Source organism: Arthrobacter sp. 147(2020) (genome assembly GCF_013116715.1).
In the GTDB taxonomy this organism is placed as follows: Bacteria; Actinomycetota; Actinomycetes; order Actinomycetales; family Micrococcaceae; genus Arthrobacter_D.
The window spans coordinates 317,177-334,334 of sequence record NZ_JABFOM010000001.1 but is presented as its reverse complement, the minus strand read 5'-3'; the positions used below and the strand labels follow the sequence as shown (position 1 = coordinate 334,334).

Below are 17,158 nucleotides of genomic sequence, written 5' to 3'. Positions count from 1 at the left end.
TGCCTTCCGCCTGCATCTAAGGTGTGAGGGAAGCGCTACGGCGCTTCGGTGGTGGGTGGGGGGCTGGTGGCGGTGGGTACCTCCGCCGCCGGAGGCGTTGTCACCTCGGGCGGACCGGAGGACACCACGTAACTGACCGTGCTCCCCGGCTCAACTTCCGAACCTTCGCCGGGGTCGACGCTGAGAACGGTTCCCGCTGGCTCCTCGGACTCCTGTTCACCGGTTCGTGTTCCGCTGAGCCCAGCTTCAGTGAGGGCATCGACCACCTGTTGCTCGGTTGCCCCAACCAACCGCGGAGGTACCGCCACGGTTTCGGGAGCTTCGGGGCCGATCGATGCAGTGACAGTAACGCTATCGCCGGGCCTCAAAGATCCGACGGGCGCCACGGTGATCACAATGCCTTCCTCGACAGTGTCAGAATTTTCTTCCTCCACGACTGGTTCAAGACCTCGGGACCGAAGATCCGCAACCACTACATCAACTGAACGCCCCACAAACTCGACAGCGCTGATGACGATTTCCGGGGCCTCAGTGGTTTCAACAGGCTCGGTGGTCGGCTCTTCTGACGGGGTCTCCGATTCGGTTTCCGTCGCGGACGCGCTGGTGGAGGGACTGGCGGAAGTTGTTGTTGCCGGGGGGACGGTTGGATCGTCGTCGGCGCCGGTGAGGACTGGCCAGAGAAAGAACAGCCCTACAGCCAGGCCCACCAGCAGGAACAGGAGTACCAGAGGTATCAGCCACGGACTGCGTCCACGGGATTCCTGGGCCGGCTCGCCCCGGTCGATCTCCTCTTCCTGCCATTCGCGGGATGCACCGACGGCCCCTGCACCGGCTGCGGCACCGACGATGGGCATTGACGAGGTCGACGTCGGGACCACCCGGGTGGCCGACGTCGCAGGAGCGGGGACTGGCGCGGTGATGGGGCCAGTGTTGCCACCGAAGAGCAGCATCCCGGGAACGGCGGCCTCCGCCGCGCGGATATCGTTCCTTCGGATGGCTGCGACCGCCTGAGCCAGGAGCTCGGCATCGGCTGGACGGTCGGCCGGGTCCTTGGCCAGCATGGAGGCAATGAGTGCCCGAACCGGCCGCGGAATGGTTTCCGGGAGGGGCGGTGGGGCGTCGTTGACCTGGGCCAGGGCGATCGCGATCTGCGATTCTCCGGAGAATGGGCGCCGGCCGGCAAGAAGTTCGTACCCAATCACACCGAGCGCATAGATATCACTTGATCCGGTGGCCGCCTGTCCGGTGGCCTGCTCAGGAGCAAGGTACTGGGCTGTCCCCATCACCTGCCCGGTCGCGGTCAGCGGCACTTGGTCTGCCAGTCGTGCGATACCGAAGTCGGTGATCTTGACCCGTCCGTCCGGAAGGATGAGCAGGTTGCCCGGCTTCACATCGCGGTGCACCAGTCCCTGGCGGTGGGCAACCGACAAAGCTGTCGCCGTTTGACCGACGATCGACAGGGTGCGGTCCGGTGAGAGGATCTGTTCGCGTTCGATGATGGTGGACAGCGGCTGGCCAGGAACCAGCTCCATCACGAGGTAGGCGGAACCGCCTTCCTCGCCGTAGTCGAAGACATTGGCAATTCCATCGTGGTTGAGCAGCGCAGTGTGACGTGCTTCGGCGCGGAAGCGGTCAAGGAAGTTGGGGTCACCCGTATATTCCTCCTTGAGAATCTTTATGGCAACCTCGCGGCCCAGGACCTGGTCCATTGCCTTCCAGACCTCGCCCATTCCGCCAATGGCGATCCTGTCGGTCAGCTTAAACCGACCGCCTAAGGTGATACCTGATGTAGGTCTCACTTATTCAACACCGCCTCAATCAATTGCTTTCCGCTTGGACTTGTTAGTTGGCCACCCGTGGCGATGTCAACGTTCTGCATCACGATCGACACGACTACCTCCGGGTTGTCAGCAGGAGCGAACCCGGTGAACCAGGCGTTATCTCCCTGCCCCGACACTTCGGCCGTACCAGTTTTTCCCGCCACCTCGACACCGGGAATTGCGGCAGCCCGTGCGGTGCCGTTGTTGACGACATTGACCATCCAGTCTGTGAGCTGGTTGGAAGTGTCAACGCTCATCGATTCGCTCATCACCTCCGGCTCGGGGGCACTGATCCGTTCGAGGTCGGGGGCACGCAGGGCCTTGATCAGGTTCGGTTTCATCAGGACCCCGTCGTTGGCGATTGCCGCATTCACCATTGCCATTTGGAGTGGGGTGACCCGGACGTCGAACTGGCCGATGGCCGACTGGGCGAGCTCGGGCTCGGAGGGTGCTTCAGGGAACTGGCTTGCCTCGACCCGGACTGGGATACCGAAGGTTTCGCCGAAACCGAAATCCTGCGCCTGCTCCAGGACTGCCTCGGCGCCAAGGTCCCACGCGATCTGTGCGAAGGGAGTGTTGCACGACTGTTCGAGGGCGAACTCGAGATTGGCGGTTGTCTGGGACGCGCATCCACCGTTGACGAAGTTGGGGAGGCCCACGTCGGTGCCGGGGAGGTCCAGGACTGCAGGGTTGGGGATAACCGATTCGTCGTCGAAATCTCCGGACTCCAGCGCGGCCGCGGCGACCACCAGCTTGAAGACTGACCCCGGCGCCACCAGGGATTCGGTGGCCGGATTGAAGTAAGGGGAGAGCCCGGGAACGGAGGATAGTTCCTCAAGGTTCTGCAACACAATTGACGTGTCGTGTCCGGCCAGGAGATTCGGGTCGTAGGAGGGTTTGGACACCATAGCGAGAATGTTGCCTGTTGCGGGCTCCATCACAACGATTGATCCCTGCTGGCCATCCGGAATCAGGTCCCAGGCGAGCTGCTGGATTTCCGGGTCGATGGTGAGTTCGACCGAGGCCCCCTGGACCTGTGCCCCCGAGAAGAGTTGGACGATACGGTCGTAGAACAGCTCATCGCTGGTACCTGACAGCTCGTCCGCCATCACGCTTTCCAGATGGGTGGCGCCGTTGGCCAGCGAATAGAAGCCGGTGAGGTGCGCGTAGAGGTTCGGCTCGTTGTAGACGCGTTGGTAGTTGAACTCGTCGTTGGAAGGGACGGATTCTGCGATGGCGCGCCCGTCCACCAGGATTGACCCGCGGTTCTTTCCGAAGTCCTGTAGCAGGGAGCGGTTGTTCCAGTCGTTGTCGCTCAGTGCCTCGGCTTCGAAGAACTGGACAAAGGTGAGGGACCCGAGGACCAGGGTGAACATGGCAAGTGCTACCAGCCACGCGCTTCTTATTGCCTGGTTCATGGGGAGACCTCCCTGGACTGGCGGGTGAGCGACCCGGTGCGGAAATCCTGGGCGTCAGGGAAGGAATCCTTCATCGGTCCAGTGACCGCCGGACGGCGAGCCGATTCAGAGATGAGAAGCAGGATGGCGACGATAATCCAGTTGGCGAGCAGCGATGAGCCGCCCGCTGACATGAACGGTGTGGTGAGACCGGTCAGGGGTATCAGGCGGGTCACGCCGCCCATCACGACGAAGCACTGAAGAGCGATGGTGAACGACAGCCCGCACGCCAACAGTTTGCCAAAGCCGTCCCGGGTACCCAGCGCGGTGCGGATGCCACGGGAGACCAGGAGAACGAAAAGCATGATGATGCCAAAAAGTCCGATCAGGCCGAGTTCCTCACCGAGGGCAGCGATAATCATGTCGCTGTTGGCGTAGATCACCAGATCGGGCCGCCCCTCACCGAGACCTGTCCCAAAGAGTCCACCGTTGGCCAGTCCGAAGAGCCCCTGGACCACCTGGAAGCTACTTCCCGCTTCCCGGTTGAAGACCTCCGGGTCGAAGGCGTTGATCCAGCTATCGATGCGCAGCGAAACGTGGCTGAACAACTGGATCGCGGCGAACCCGCCGGCAATGATCATCAGCAAACCAATGAGGATCCAGCTAAACCGGCTGGTGGCCACGTAGATCATCACCATGAACAGGCCGAAGAACAGCACCGACGACCCCAGGTCGCGTTGGAAGATCAGGACTCCGATGCTGACCAGCCATGCGACAACCATTGGGGCTAGGTCCTTGAACCGCGGCAATTGCAGCGGGCCGACTTTCTTCCCGGCCAGCAGGATCAGATCCCTATTGGTCGATAGATAACCGGCGAAGAATATGGCAAGGGTAATCTTCGCGATCTCCCCAGGCTGGAACGTTCCGAAACCAACATTAATCCAGATGCGTGCACCGTTAATCTCCAGGCCCAGAGGCGTCAGGGGAAGCAGGAGAAGGACGGCGCTGGCAATCAGTGAGATGTAGGTAAACCGGCGGAGAACCCGGTGGTTCTTGAAGACCAGCAGGACCGCGATCGATGCTGCCATGGCAACCGATGTCCAGAGGAACTGGCTTTCGGCGACGGTCGTGTCATTGGCCAAATCGATCCGGTAGATCATGGCAAGCCCTATACCGTTCAGGGCGATCACGATCGGAAGTATTACCGGGTCGGCATATTTTGCCCTGAATCGCAACACCAGGTGGAAGATCAGGGCTAGGCCAGCGAGGACGCCGCTCTGGGTCCAAAATGCCGAGTCCAGCGGGTTGTCCTTGTCCAGGCCAACGATGAGGTTTGCGCTGATGGCCACCCCCAGGGCTACCACCAGGAGGAGCGCTTCAATGTTGCGCCGGGACTTGGGAACGGTCAGGACGTCACTCATGAGGTCTCATCTCGGCAGTCCTGTGTATCACCCTGGGCGGCCTCTGCACTGCTTTCGGGGCTGGGGGTGCTGCGGGTTGGTTCGTCGGAAGGGTCCGTGGAACGGGTGGGGGAAGCGGAAGGCTCGAGGGATGAGTCAGCTGAGGGCGAATCCGATGGGTCATCGGAGGATGAAGGCGAGGCCGACGGGGATGGCGATGGTGATTCGGGTGGGCAGGCCACGGCACGCAGGTCACCGCGGAGATCTTCGACAATGCGCTGGGCGTGCTCAAGGTCGGTGGCAGGAAGTGAACTCGCCACCCGGGCGCGCTGGTACTCGGGGAGGTTCGAGACGGGGATGTCTGTCTCCTGATCGAGGTGGCTCAGGCGCACCGGACCGATAGTCTGCGACACGCCATTGAAAATGGCGACGTTGTCCTCGTACTCGGCAACGTAATACCGGGTCTGGGTCCAGGCGTAACCGAACCAGAGCACCGCAACAAGAATGAGAGACATCAGGCCCAGGAAGGCAGGGATGAGCCAACGCTTGCGCATCCCCGAGGACTCATCGGCGTCGTCCTCTGGAACTTCGCTGTCGGCACGGTGGGTGAGCATCATGGCGGCGCGGCGCTCGGTAGTGCGTTGCGTGACAATCGGAATCTGACCGGTTTCGGTGGCTAGGGCCGCTGATCCGACGAGCATGTGGGGTCTGGTGGAAAGGTCCTGACGGATGACGTCGGCGCGGATGGCGGTGCCTGGCGAGGGATCGAGCGGAGTGGAATCGTCCTTCTCTCCCGCTGCTTCCTTGGCTGGTGGGATTGTGGTGAGCGCGGCGGTGCGGAGGTCCTCCGGGGTGGTTTCGGCGATCTCGACGACGGCGATCGTGACGTTGTCGGGGGAACCGCCGGCGAGGGTCAACTCGACGAGGGTATTGACACAGTCTTGGAGGTCAGCCGTTTCACGAACGATGCGTTCGATCAGGGTGTCGTTGAGCACGGCGTTCAAACCGTCAGAGCACAGGAGCCATCGCTCACCCGCCGTGACCTCGAAGGACTGAAGGTCCAGTTCAGGACTTGCGTCGACGTCCCCCAGGACCCGCATCAGCACGTTTTTGTGGGGGTGAACGTCTGCTTCCTCAGGCCGGAGCCGTCCTTCGTCGATGAGGCGCTGCACAAACGTGTGATCGACGCTGATCTGCTCAAACACGTCATCCTTGAGCCGGTAGGCCCGTGAATCCCCGATATGTGCGAACTCCAGGCGGTCACCGTTGAGCAGCAGGGCTGTCACAGTGGTTCCCATTCCTGCCAGCTGCGGGTTGACGCTGACCAACTCGGAGAGAAGCGAATTGGCGGTCTGGATTTCGTCAGCGAGCTGATTTGCTGCTTCGCCCTCGTCATAGTCTTTCCGGTCCAGGTGAACCAGGTCCAGGACCGTCGACGCAGAAGCGATGTTCCCGCCTGCGTGACCGCCCATGCCGTCTGCCACCACCGCCAGGTATCTTCCGACATAGGCGGAGTCATCATTCTTGGCGCGGACCATACCGACGTCTGAGCGTGCAGCGAAACGCATGATGTAGGCCAACGCTATGACCTCAATTCAATGACCGTCTTACCGATCCGGACAGGAACGCCCAGATCAACAGGCAACGCGCGGGTCAGTTGGCTGCCCGCGAGGAAAGTGCCGTTGGTGGACCCGAGGTCCTCGATGAACCACCGGCTCCCCTGGGGGAAGAGGCGTGCGTGGCGGCCGGAGGCGTAGTCGTCCTCCAGGACGAGGGTGGCCTCCTGGGCGCGGCCGAGCAGGATGGGACTCGATGCCAGTTGAAGTGTGGTTCCCTGCAACGGACCCTCCGTCACCACGAGTGTCCTCGCGGTGGTGCGGGGCGGTGCTTCCTCGACCAGCTCCGGGTGCTTTCGCACCTGTCGTGCCGAGGGCGTGCCGAGGCGGTTACGACTACCCACGACCAGATCTCGTCGGAGCGCGCTCACGACGCTGATGACCAGGATCCAGATCAATACGAGGAAGCCGTACCGCAGCACCGTGAGGGTCAGTTCACTCAGGTCACTCATTCCTAACGGCCACCATTCGGCACTGGGATGAGGCGGAAGGTCATCCGGGTGCGGCCCATGGTGATGATCGACCCATCCGACAGGTCAGCCTCCCCATGGACGCGCTGCCCATTCACGAAGCTGCCGTTGGTCGATCCGAGATCGACGGCCCGGGTGCTTCCACCGTGAGTGCGGATCTCGAGGTGCTTCCTTGACACGCCGGTATCGTCGACCAGGATGTCGGCTTCCGACGAGCGGCCCAGAATGATCGATCCGGCGTTGAGCGAATACCGCTGCCCGTCGAGGTCGAGCACTGGCTGAAGCCGCGTCGGTTGACGGGTGGGGGCGTTGGGGGTGGTCGGACGCCGGGGACCCGCCTGCTTCTCAGTCGCCGAATCCACTTCAAACACGCCGGCCTTCAGTTCCACGTCGCGGGTAAAGGACACCTTGACTGGGCCACGCAGGGTGTAACCCTGGCTGTTGACGTGTTTGATCACGACGTCGCACAGTTCTTCAGCGAGCGTGGCGCCCCATTCCTGGGCCAGCGCAAAGTCCGACTCCGACAGGCGGGCAGTGAACACATTCGGGGCAAGTGTGCGCCCCTCAGCGAGGGTAATGGATTTGTTGTCCAGCTCCCGGCGCAGTGCGCTGGCGATCTCGACCGGTTGTACCTGGGACCGTGACCCAGTGGAGAAGGCGCCACGGACCATCTTTTCCAACCCGCGTTCGACGTTGTCCAAAATACCCATCTGCTGCCTCCTCACCGTTCGACTGGCTGGTTGGTCGTTCCACCAACCCACAGCCCAAGTTTGTGTGCGAAGGCATGGTCAACGTACGACATGATCAGTTCGATACTACTGGGGACCTCTGGAAAAGGCCTTAACCGGCGATTTCTGCCGGGAACTATGTGATAACGATTCTTCTACCCGTGACACTGTCCCACTCCACATAGCCGGCACCTACTAAGCTTTGACCAGTCGTTTAGGTTATTTCACTGATGCTCCGTTATGCTTATTTCTGCTGTTCGTGGAGCTCTTCAAGGTAGTTGTGAAGAGTCCAGAGTGGTTGCGCGCGAGTGGCGGAACGGCAGACGCGCTGGCTTCAGGTGCCAGTATCCGAAAGGGTGTGGGGGTTCAAATCCCCCCTCGCGCACGGTAAGACCCCCGGTTATCCGGGGGTCTTTTTCGTTAAACGCCGGCTGGCTCCTAATCGTTGACATCCTGGGGGAACACACTCTCCAGATACTCTTTCCAGGTTTCGCCTCTGCGCTGCACAGGTTGACCTGCCAGGTTGTCTCCCCGCCTGTAGGCGCGGCCCGCCGCCCCCGGAAGCCTCACGGGCACCGTCCAAGTGTTCAGCGCACGTGCACGTTGTACCTGCGCAACGCGGATGATCGTGTACGGAACACCCGACGTTTTGACAGCTTCTTCTGCTGCGAGTTTCGCCCTGAAATAGTTGATCGGCATGATGTCGGCGCCGATCACCGAGATCAAAATCAGATGACGGACGTCGGTGGTCAAGGCAGCGCTGACAAGGTGCCCGGCAGCCAGGTCATCACCCTTGGCGCCACCGGCTAGGTGAATCACCACCGGCGCGTTGCTCAGGGCTGCCTGCAGGCTGATCCCGCGAACCGTATCGCCGAGCAGGTGGGTGACCCCAGCGGAGTGGGCAGCACCCGCCGGCTGAGGGTTTGCACCTGGTGTCCACTATCCGAGAGTTTCCTGACCACCCGGCGTCCAAGAGTACCTGTGCCTCCGGTGACCAGAACTGGTCCGCTTGTGATGTCAAACATGATCGCTCCTCTCCAAGTGGTCGGGTTGGTCCCGTCATAGACGTGACGTTTCGACGAGAGAAAATGTGACATGGGGGTGAGGTTTAGGTTGCCCCACGGTTGGCCTACTGGAAATCCCGTGATTTGGTGGTTGCTTTCATGGTGAGGCCCTCAAACTTGTCAGCCACAATATTCACCACACCCTCTGAAGACCTTTCCAGCATGCCCCGTACCAGTACACCACTGGACTCCCTGGCGATACGCCGATACCTCTGCCACACCCCGACCGAACAGATAACATTCACCAGTCCTGTTTCATCCTCAAGGTTCATGAAGGTGATACCACTTGCTGTAGCGGGTCGTTGCCGGTGTGTGACCACACCTCCTACCTCGACCCTTCGCCCTGATTCGGCACTAATGAGGTCCTCTGCTGTGAGGACACCCCGTTTCGTCAGCGTTGATCTGAGGTGGCGAACCGGATGGTCATCCGGGGTGATGCCGGTCGACCATAGGTCGGATGCGACTCGGTCAGCGGCTGTCAGATCAGGGAACAGCGGCGGTTGGATGTAAACGGTTGTTCCCTTTAACTGACCAGCCCGTTCTGTCGATGCAGGGCCTGCGTTCCAGAGGGCCTCCCGTTCTGTTAACCCCATTGATTCAAATGCTCCGGCAGCAGCCAAAGCTTCGAGCTGGGAGGCATTGAGTTCAGTGCGGCGTGCCAGATCGGCCATGTCGGTGAACACTCCGTTGGTCTGTCTTTCGTTGACAATCAGTTCAGCGATCCTGGTCCCGATCGACTGGACGCTATCAAGACCCAACCGCACGGCGAAGTTGCCATCCCGGCGATGATGCGTGGAATCGAAGGGAACTTTTCTGTTAAATGGACCGACCGGGGGTTGCTTCTGGTGGAGGCAGGAGTCAATACCCGTGGGGGATCCGCTGGGTTCACCCGTGCCCGGTACTGGCTCAAGGTCAGCATGTACCCCTGAGTGCAGGAGATCTGGCCGGAGGACTGTCACCCCGTGACGGCGTGCATCAGCCACCAGAGTTTGCGGTGAGTAAAAGCCCATGGGTTGTGCACGCAGTAAAGAGGCAAGGAATGCTCCCGGATAGTGCAGTCGCAACCAAGCGCTGGCATACACCAGAAGAGCGAAGCTAATTGAATGGCTTTCAGCAAACCCGAAATTCGCAAAAGCCTGAATCTTCAGGTAAATCGAATCCGCTGTCTCCCCGGTGATCCCATTGGATGCCATCCCGGCGTAAAGCTTGTCCCGCAGCGTATCGATGCGCTCCAGACCACGTTTGGACCCCATCGCCCTGCGCAATTGATCAGCGTCAGCACCGGAACAGTTTCCGACCACCATTGCCATCTGCATGAGTTGTTCCTGGAACAACGGAACACCAAGTGTTCGTTCAAGTACCGGCTCCAGCTTGGGATGGAGATACGTGACCTCCTCCTCTCCGAGTTTCCGCTTGATATACGGATGCACGGCACCACCCTGGATGGGTCCTGGCCGCACCAACGCCACCTCAATGACCAAGTCGTAAAATTCCCTGGGTTGGAGTCGGGGAAGCATTCCCATCTGGGCACGGCTTTCCACCTGGAACACACCGATGGAGTCAGCGAAGCAGAGCATGTCATAGACACCCTGCTCTTCCTTGGGGAGGCTGTGCAGGTCCCACTTTTCACCGAAGTGTTTCTCAGCCAAATCGAAGTTGTATTGGATGGCGGCAAGGATTCCCAACCCCAACAGATCAAATTTCACTAGGCCCATCCACGCGCAATCATCCTTATCCCACTGAAGAACTGTTCGACCCTCCATCCGTCCATGCTCGATGGGGCATACTTCACCGACTGGCCTGTCAGTGAGTACCATCCCCCCTGAATGGATACCCAGATGTCGTGGGAATTTCAGGACACTTTGTGCCAGCTGGACTACAGTGTCGGGAATGTCATGGTCCTGGCTTGAGACCAGTGCTCCCCAACGTTCCACCTGTTTGGACCAGGCGTCCTGCTGTCCTGGACTATGGCCGAGGGCTTTGGCCATGTCACGAACGGCAAATTTGGGACGATAAGTGATGACATTGGCAACCTGGGCAGCATTGAACCTCCCGTACTTGTTATAGACATACTGGATAACTTCTTCGCGGCGGTCGGAATCAAAATCGACATCAATGTCTGGCTCCTCATCGCGCATGCTGGACAGGAACCGTTCAAACGGAAGGTTGTACAGAATCGAATCGACTGCTGTGATCTCCAACAGGTAACAAACTGCCGAGTTCGCAGCCGATCCCCGACCCTGGCACAGGATCCCCCGGTTCCGGGCGAAATGGACCAGGTCATGAACGATCAGGAAGTAACCGGGAAAATTCTTGTCCTCAATGACGCGGAGTTCTTTTTCGATCCGGTCCTCGACGTCCCTCCGCCCGGGATACAGCTTCTCTGCACCTTGCCACACCAACTTCCTTAGGTAGCTCATCTGGGTGTGGCCGTCAGGGAGGGCAAGGTTGGGCAACCCGGGTTTGACGCTCCGCAGCCGGAAGGCCAGGTCATCAGCCAGGTCGACTGTTCGTTCAACTGCCCCGGGGAAGGCGGCAAACCTGGCAGCCATTTCTGCACCGCTCCGCAGATGAGCAGCCCCGGCAGCTGGTAGCCAACCGTCCATCGCATCAAGGCTTCTTCTGGCTCGTACTGCAGCCAGCGCAGTGGCGAGCCGGTGCTGGGCAGGGGATGCATAGTGCACATTGTTGGTGGCAATAGCTGGAAGCTTCAGCCGTTCAGCAACGGCAGCCAACTCATCATTCAAAGCACTGTCCAACGGGTTTCCCTGATCAATGAGTTCAACGGCTACGTTGTCTTTGCCGAATAGGTCAACCAGGTGTCCAACAGCTGCCTCCGCACCGCGCCTCCCATCTCGGACGAGGGCCTGGCGGACGGTGCCTTTTCGGCAGCCCGTAAGGATCATCCAACTGTTCGCTGCATGTTCAGCCAATGAGCGATAACTGTAGGTCGGCTTTCCTTTCTCCGCGTTATTGCCCAGCTGTGCAGTGGTGATGGCTCCAGCCAGATTGCGGTACCCCTGCGCACCACGGGCAAGAATAAGCAGATGGCTACCTTCCGGGTCAGGTACCCCGTTTTGTGGTTTCGGCAGATCAAGTGAGAGCTCAGCCCCAAATACGGTGGATAACTGGGGGTATTTTTCGGCAGCTTCCGCCAGGTGAACCACACCATAGAATCCGTCATGGTCGGTTAATGCGAGCCCATGCAGCCGCAACCGGTGCGCCTCCTCTACCAACTGTTCAGGGCTTGAGGCGCCGTCGAGGAAGCTGAAGTTTGAATGAACGTGCAACTCTGCATAAGGGACCACTGGACCCGTAGGTTCCGGTTCGGTCAGTTGAGGTGGCAAATAGGGCTGACGTTTGTGGGACCAGGCTGGGCTGTCACCACCGTTGGCTCCGGTGGGAGGGGCGCCGGGGCGGCTACGGTCTGAAAGAGTACGTTCGAACTCCGACCACGAAATGGGGGGATTACTAAATCCCATGGCCCCCCCTGATCACTCTGGTAGTGGCTGCTGGACTAGTCATAACTGGCTTCTGCCCACCATTGGTGATCCTCCAGCAGCAGCAACCAGGCTGCCCCCGTGGCATCGACCAGCTGGAATCGATTGAGTGTTCGGCCTGAAGAGTCCCACCAGCGTTCAGTGACAGGCCAGGGACCAGCCCAATGATGAACAGTCATCCTTACTGTCGCACCGGGGGGAGAGAATTCACTGGGTACAGTGATGAGCATTCCCCGGGAGTCAACGTCAACTGAACCTCCCTGAGTATCCAGAACCTGTACCTGTTGGGGCTCATCGAAGACCGTGGCTGGAGCGGGGCCAGGAATTCTTCCAGGCCAGGGCTGGCTTTTCTCCATCGCTGTCAGAGGATTACCGGCTGGTGAATCCCCCCAGGGGATAAACACCCTGCGGTCCTTGAGCATCCGACCACCGGCAATCGAAGCTGTCAGAACCGCCCCATGACCCAACATGCTTTGAACCCGGGCAAGACCATGATGAATGCTTTCATCCGGCCCGGTACCCCAAAGTCCATCGGCATGATCCCCGAGATCCTCAACGGTCTCGGGAATGGTGTGAACCCGGGTAATCCCCGAGTGCAACCCATGCTCAATCAAGCCTCCACCCTGCAGTTGCCACCGCACGCGATCAAGGACGTCGTCGGCATCGAACCAGCGTGGATGCCGCCACAGACGGTCCGAAACCTCACCCGATTCCGAATGCAACAACACCCTCAAAGCGGTGCAGACGAGACCTGTTTCACGAAGCCTTTCCACAAAGCGGTCAGCGGCAGTCCTGAAAGCAAAAGCCAGCTGGTCTATCCGTACCAAAGCCGGTTCGAAGTCAACTGCAACATCCAATTCCGGCGGGGGAGTTCGCGCCACCACACTGCGGTGGTCAAGGCCGCATGCTTTCCGGTGGGCAAGGGCACCTTCGATTCCGAACCGGTTACGCACATCTGTTGCATCAAGGGCAGCAAATTCACCGAGCGTTCTGATTCCTAGACGCTTCAACAGCACAGTGAGCCTTGGTTCCTCCAACACCTCCAGCGGGAAAGAACCCAGAAACTGGGCAGATCCTCCTGCTGGGACCACCCAGATGGGATCCTGCTCCACCCCCACCAGCACTTCGGTGGCACGGGCGGCGTGTTCCGCAGCGAACGGTGAATCAGCGATACCGATCCTGGCAGCGGTAAGGCCCAGGGCAGTCAGGGTGGCGATGAGTGCAGCAGCAGCAAGTGACTCCCCACCGTAGTATCTGCTGGGGCCCTGGGTTTGGATGGCGCATAACCCCGGCCTCACCAACTGGACTCCCGGCATGATCTGCTCGATAGCGGTTACCACTGGTTCGAAGACCCGTTCATCAAGATCAGGATCATAATGTTTGACGGTCAATGCAGGGCACCGCGCCTGCGCCTCACGGACCCTCAGGCCCCGCCTTACACCGTCCAGGCGGGCTGCCGGAGAACAGGCGAAAACTTCCCCCTTATCGATGAGGGCAAGCGGGGCGTTCTCTGGAATGGCGAGATCACGCAGAATTGCCGTGATCGGCCAGTCCGGGCACCACAGCATCATGGTTCTGGTGGCACTTCGTCCAGGGGCCAGGATAGGTGCACGCGAACCCATCAGGCACTCACCATTGTTGGGACAAAGCGGTGGATATCCCTAAAGTTGTCAGCACCGTCCAGTTGGGGCCACCCGCCATGCTTCAGTTCGGCCAACGAAAGGTCGGTGCTGCGTGAACGACCATTGTTTGCCGTGGCGGTGATTCTGAACTGACGGGTCTGAAGGTGGCCCGATCCCGTGCCCAGGCCTCCCCACCTGTTGTCGGAAACGCTGAGCACAGCCTCGCTTTGAGGCCAGGACCCGATGCTGATAAGAGCTGCACCACGTTGCCTCAGCCTGGCTTTGAGCCGGGCAGCATCCGATCCAGTGATGGTGGCCGGTGCCCTGGTCAGAATGATCGACACTACATCCACCATTGCTGCTGTCACGGTGAGCCACTGGCTATCCACGTGGGGAATGAGGATGAGCCGTTCAAGTTCGATACCCAGATGGGCTGCGGCCTCAACACTGAAATCGGGGATTCCAATCACACTGCACCACGCACCAGATCCGGAGGGGCCGGCAAGGAGAGCCATCGCCAGAGTGGTGGAGTTCTCCACCGAGTAGGTGCCTCCTGCCATCAAGCCACCACCGGGAAGGATCCGGCCAAGTGCGGGAACAGTAGGCAATCTCCGGGAGCCCAGTCTGCTGCCTTGCATCTGGTTGATCTTCTCCTGCAACGAAGAATGACTGCCTTGAGACTCGGCTGGATCGGTGGAGAACAGGTCCTGACCCATGGGGTACCCCGGCGTGTTAGCGGGGCGGGTGGCTACAGAACTCACCCTTTAATATTCGAATATATGTTCGATTAAGTCAATCGGTTTCAGCAGCCTCTACGCCGGTCAAAATGTTGCTTGTCGCTACCGCGGAGTACCCTATCCTCATGTGCGGACGTTTTGTGGTGGCAGGATCGGACCAGGATCTGATCGACCTGTTTGACGTCGACTTCGTCGACAAGTTTCTTCCGGTTCCTTCCTACAATGTGGCACCTACTGACACCGTGCGGATTCTGCTGGAGAGGCTCGATGAGGCAGCTGGTGACCCTATCAGGCGGCTCACCACCGCACGGTGGGGATTGGTGCCCTCCTGGATGAAGGATCCCAAGAAAGGCCCTCCCCTGATAAACGCCCGTGCAGAGACCATCCTCGAAAAACCTTCCTTCCGCACCGCGGCTTCCCGACGACGCGGTATCGTCATGGCCAACGGCTACTACGAGTGGGAAAAGGGCCCAGAGGGCAAGATCCCCACCTATCTACACGGTGAAACAGATGACATGCTTGCCTTCGCTGCACTCTACGAATACTGGCCGGATCCAGCACTACCTGAGGACCACCCCGAGAAGTGGCTGCGCAGCTGCACCATCATCACCACCACGGCCAGCGATACCCTGGGGCACATCCATGATCGAACACCGCTGATCCTGCCGGCAGAGCTTTACTCCGATTGGCTGGACCCCAAGCTGACCGCAGGTGCTGATGTCCAAGGCCTGATGGATGCCATCCCGGAACCCAGGCTGGTACCCAGAGTTGTCGGCAAAGCTGTCGGATCGGTTCGCAACAACGGTCCCCAGCTGATCGAACCGATCCACACCGCATGACAACCCCCTCACAGAATTTTTCGGTCCTGGTCATCAGTTCCCACCGCGATCAACACCTCACAAATCTTGTCTACGGTCTGAACCGCTCAACCCTGAAACCCACCGAACTGGTGATCGTCTACATGGACCAACCAAACCCGGCGACGATCGAGTCGTCGATCCCGGTCCGGGTGGTGCACATCTCTCCCACCGGCAGCTCTACCCTTCCCCTCGCAGCCGCCCGCAACGCTGCGGCGCAGGCTGCTTCGACAGATACACTCATTTTCCTTGACGTGGATTGCATTCCTGCCAGTACCCTGTGCGAAACCCTGCTGAGGGACCTCCACAGTGTCGGTGGCCTGGTCATGGCACAGCCCAGATACCTTGGCCCTGCCGGCTTCCCCCGAGCCGAGGGCGACGACGGTCTGATGAGGGCATCGATTCCCCACCACGCACGCACCTCGCTGGCGCCGCCAGGGGGTGAGCCGCCGGCCGCAACCGACCGGTATGAGCTTTTCTGGTCTCTCGGGTTTGCCGTAACAGCAGCGGATTTTGAACTGATCGGCGGGTTTGATGAGTCCTTCACCGGTTACGGCGGCGAGGACACTGATTTTTCCTTCACTGCGCGGAACAAAGGTGTGCGGCTGTCGTTTTCCTCAGCCACCATGTTCCACCAGCACCACGGGGTCTCCCGGCCACCCCTGCAGCATTTTGCCGATATCGTTGCAAATTCACAGGTATTCAATGAAAAGTGGGGGAGGTGGCCCATGACTGGCTGGCTGGCAGCCTTCACGGACCATGGGTACCTCAGGTGGATGGACGAGGCACCCACAATCGAAGTGATCCGCCACCCTACTCCCGGAGAAGTGGCTGCGGCGCGGGTGGATGCTCCGTATTAGGAGCCAGCCGCAGCAGCCCGGGAAACCAGGTCGAGGAACGAGTCCCTGAAGCTGTCACTGCTGACAAACAGCTCCCGCTTCAACGCTTCTGGATCAGTCGCCGCTGCCTGCTGGAGAAGCTCAGGCCAGGCTGCGCCGGACCACGATTCAGCCATCGGAATGCCTGCGGTGTCTCGCAGTGCCCGTGCGAAGGCTGCCTGCTCGGCGAAGGGGCGCTCCTCCGGGACCAGAATGGTTGGCCGCCCAGCAGACGCCGCTGCAGCGACCGCGTGGTAACCGGCCGAGGTGATGATGATGTCCGCGCGTGCAAGCTCTGGCCGAGGATCGGCGAGAACACCCAGCAGCCGCACATTTGCCGGCAGATTGGCTGATCCAGTGCTCAGACCCACCACATTCCACTGCCAGTCGGGGCAGGATCGGGCAGCTTCGGCAAGCTCAGTGGCACTCACGCCGTTGCCTCCAAGGCTGGTTTGTACGGTGATCACCTTCCCGCCATGGTGGTCCTTCGCCGCTCCGGGCTCTCCGGTGGGAGCGAGCATCCCCAAATAGGTGGTCCGGTGCCCAAGCCTTTCCAGATAGGCGGGATCCTCGAGCTCCCGTGGGTAATAGGCGAAGAGGCCGGTCGCGGAAGCGTAAGCCGCTTCGTGGGCAGGATCCCAGCGGTCGCCCGGCATGCGCCGGTAGAGGACAGGGTAGCCACTGAGCCGGGCGAAGACTGCTGCCTCAGCAGAGACATCAATGACTACTACCTGGGGATCGAAATCCTGCCACGCCGCCTGCAACTCGGCGAACCGTTGCCGGATGGCGGGGTTGGTAGGCGTGTAGTGCAGAAACTGGTCCCCGGGCACGGGGTAGGGGGCGCCGTCGGGCCAGGTATCGGCAGTGAGGTGCGCGAACTTGGTCTGGGGGATACCGGACAATCCCTCAGGCTCGGTGGATCCGGTGACCAGAAGGTTGACTGCTTGCAGGCGTGCGATGTTCATCGCATGCCGCAGGTGCCCTGACCCGTGGTGATGGGCGTAGTAGGCGACCCGGGGCCTTGGCGTTTCGGGATTCACCGGAGGGGGTGCCACAGGGAAATTCAATC

General features: G+C 60.3%; 14 protein-coding genes and 1 tRNA gene. 3 read left to right on the top strand and 12 right to left on the bottom strand.

Annotated elements, in window-relative coordinates; all coding sequences use genetic code 11:
* Positions 1-35 precede the first annotated feature (35 nt).
* Genes HMI58_RS01615 through HMI58_RS01590 form a run of 6 tightly spaced genes read right to left on the bottom strand, consistent with a single transcriptional unit; the run spans position 36 to position 7,413 of the window.
* The gene (locus HMI58_RS01615) at positions 36-1,799 is read right to left on the bottom strand and encodes a protein kinase (protein ID WP_171617915.1); all 1,764 of its coding nucleotides are present in this window, start codon (positions 1,797-1,799) and stop codon (positions 36-38) included.
* Positions 1,796-3,238, bottom strand: coding sequence for a penicillin-binding protein 2 (locus HMI58_RS01610; RefSeq protein WP_171584884.1), 1,443 nt, complete (start codon positions 3,236-3,238; stop codon positions 1,796-1,798). Before HMI58_RS01610 ends, HMI58_RS01615 begins: the two co-directional genes overlap by 4 nt.
* Positions 3,235-4,638 (bottom strand): FtsW/RodA/SpoVE family cell cycle protein, encoded by a 1,404-nt coding sequence (locus tag HMI58_RS01605; protein ID WP_171584885.1) that lies wholly within the window; start codon positions 4,636-4,638, stop codon positions 3,235-3,237. Before HMI58_RS01605 ends, HMI58_RS01610 begins: the two co-directional genes overlap by 4 nt.
* Positions 4,635-6,185, bottom strand: coding sequence for a protein phosphatase 2C domain-containing protein (locus HMI58_RS01600; protein ID WP_225667818.1), 1,551 nt, complete (start codon positions 6,183-6,185; stop codon positions 4,635-4,637). The genes HMI58_RS01605 and HMI58_RS01600 overlap by 4 nt, the downstream gene beginning before the upstream one ends.
* Before the next feature lie 14 nt (positions 6,186-6,199).
* The gene (locus HMI58_RS01595) at positions 6,200-6,685 is read right to left on the bottom strand and encodes an FHA domain-containing protein (protein WP_275690913.1); all 486 of its coding nucleotides are present in this window, start codon (positions 6,683-6,685) and stop codon (positions 6,200-6,202) included.
* A gap of 2 nt (positions 6,686-6,687) precedes the next feature.
* Positions 6,688-7,413, bottom strand: a complete 726-nt coding sequence (locus HMI58_RS01590) for a DUF3662 and FHA domain-containing protein (protein WP_171584886.1) — start codon at positions 7,411-7,413, stop codon at positions 6,688-6,690.
* 320 nt (positions 7,414-7,733) lie between these two features.
* Between HMI58_RS01590 and HMI58_RS01585 the strand changes: the two genes are divergently transcribed.
* Positions 7,734-7,816, top strand: a tRNA-Leu gene (locus tag HMI58_RS01585).
* Positions 7,817-7,869: 53 nt separating this feature from the next.
* Here HMI58_RS01585 and HMI58_RS01580 read toward each other — a convergent pair.
* The 5 genes from HMI58_RS01580 to HMI58_RS01565 form a co-directional block, all read right to left on the bottom strand.
* Positions 7,870-8,286, bottom strand: coding sequence for an NAD(P)H-binding protein (locus HMI58_RS01580; protein WP_345890607.1), 417 nt, complete (start codon positions 8,284-8,286; stop codon positions 7,870-7,872).
* Positions 8,265-8,456, bottom strand: a complete 192-nt coding sequence (locus tag HMI58_RS14520) for an NAD-dependent epimerase/dehydratase family protein (protein ID WP_205207771.1) — start codon at positions 8,454-8,456, stop codon at positions 8,265-8,267. The genes HMI58_RS01580 and HMI58_RS14520 overlap by 22 nt, the downstream gene beginning before the upstream one ends.
* Positions 8,457-8,560: 104 nt before the next feature.
* Complete coding sequence (locus HMI58_RS01575; RefSeq protein WP_171617914.1) at positions 8,561-11,977, bottom strand: error-prone DNA polymerase; 3,417 nt, start codon at positions 11,975-11,977, stop codon at positions 8,561-8,563.
* Between the two features lie 35 nt (positions 11,978-12,012).
* Complete coding sequence (locus tag HMI58_RS01570; protein ID WP_240153717.1) at positions 12,013-13,563, bottom strand: DNA polymerase Y family protein; 1,551 nt, start codon at positions 13,561-13,563, stop codon at positions 12,013-12,015.
* A gap of 53 nt (positions 13,564-13,616) precedes the next feature.
* Positions 13,617-14,378, bottom strand: a complete 762-nt coding sequence (locus HMI58_RS01565; protein WP_192476226.1) for a hypothetical protein — start codon at positions 14,376-14,378, stop codon at positions 13,617-13,619.
* A gap of 101 nt (positions 14,379-14,479) precedes the next feature.
* Between HMI58_RS01565 and HMI58_RS01560 the strand changes: the two genes are divergently transcribed.
* Both HMI58_RS01560 and HMI58_RS01555 read left to right on the top strand, forming a co-directional pair.
* Positions 14,480-15,193 carry an SOS response-associated peptidase gene (locus HMI58_RS01560; RefSeq protein WP_171584890.1) on the top strand — a complete coding sequence of 238 codons (714 nt, stop codon included), beginning with the start codon at positions 14,480-14,482 and terminating at the stop codon, positions 15,191-15,193.
* Complete coding sequence (locus HMI58_RS01555) at positions 15,190-16,071, top strand: galactosyltransferase-related protein (protein WP_171617912.1); 882 nt, start codon at positions 15,190-15,192, stop codon at positions 16,069-16,071. Before HMI58_RS01560 ends, HMI58_RS01555 begins: the two co-directional genes overlap by 4 nt.
* Here the strand turns inward: HMI58_RS01555 and HMI58_RS01550 are convergent.
* Positions 16,068-17,144, bottom strand: coding sequence for a glycosyltransferase (locus HMI58_RS01550; RefSeq protein WP_171617911.1), 1,077 nt, complete (start codon positions 17,142-17,144; stop codon positions 16,068-16,070). The two genes, HMI58_RS01555 and HMI58_RS01550, sit on opposite strands and share 4 nt — an antisense overlap.
* Positions 17,145-17,158 lie beyond the last annotated feature (14 nt).

Excerpts from the sequence above, each read along its gene's own strand:
- HMI58_RS01595 (WP_275690913.1), bottom strand. The coding sequence starts at position 6,685 with ATGAGTGACCTGAGTGAACTGACCCTCACGGTGCTGCGGTACGGCTTC.
- HMI58_RS01590 (WP_171584886.1), bottom strand. The coding sequence starts at position 7,413 with ATGGGTATTTTGGACAACGTCGAACGCGGGTTGGAAAAGATGGTCCGT.
- HMI58_RS01570 (WP_240153717.1), bottom strand. The coding sequence starts at position 13,563 with ATGCTGTGGTGCCCGGACTGGCCGATCACGGCAATTCTGCGTGATCTC.
- HMI58_RS01575 (WP_171617914.1), bottom strand. The coding sequence starts at position 11,977 with ATGGGATTTAGTAATCCCCCCATTTCGTGGTCGGAGTTCGAACGTACT.
- HMI58_RS01560 (WP_171584890.1), top strand. The coding sequence starts at position 14,480 with ATGTGCGGACGTTTTGTGGTGGCAGGATCGGACCAGGATCTGATCGAC.
- HMI58_RS01555 (WP_171617912.1), top strand. The coding sequence starts at position 15,190 with ATGACAACCCCCTCACAGAATTTTTCGGTCCTGGTCATCAGTTCCCAC.
- HMI58_RS14520 (WP_205207771.1), bottom strand. The coding sequence starts at position 8,456 with ATGTTTGACATCACAAGCGGACCAGTTCTGGTCACCGGAGGCACAGGT.
- HMI58_RS01605 (WP_171584885.1), bottom strand. The coding sequence starts at position 4,638 with ATGAGTGACGTCCTGACCGTTCCCAAGTCCCGGCGCAACATTGAAGCG.
- HMI58_RS01610 (WP_171584884.1), bottom strand. The coding sequence starts at position 3,238 with ATGAACCAGGCAATAAGAAGCGCGTGGCTGGTAGCACTTGCCATGTTC.
- HMI58_RS01600 (WP_225667818.1), bottom strand. The coding sequence starts at position 6,185 with ATGCGTTTCGCTGCACGCTCAGACGTCGGTATGGTCCGCGCCAAGAAT.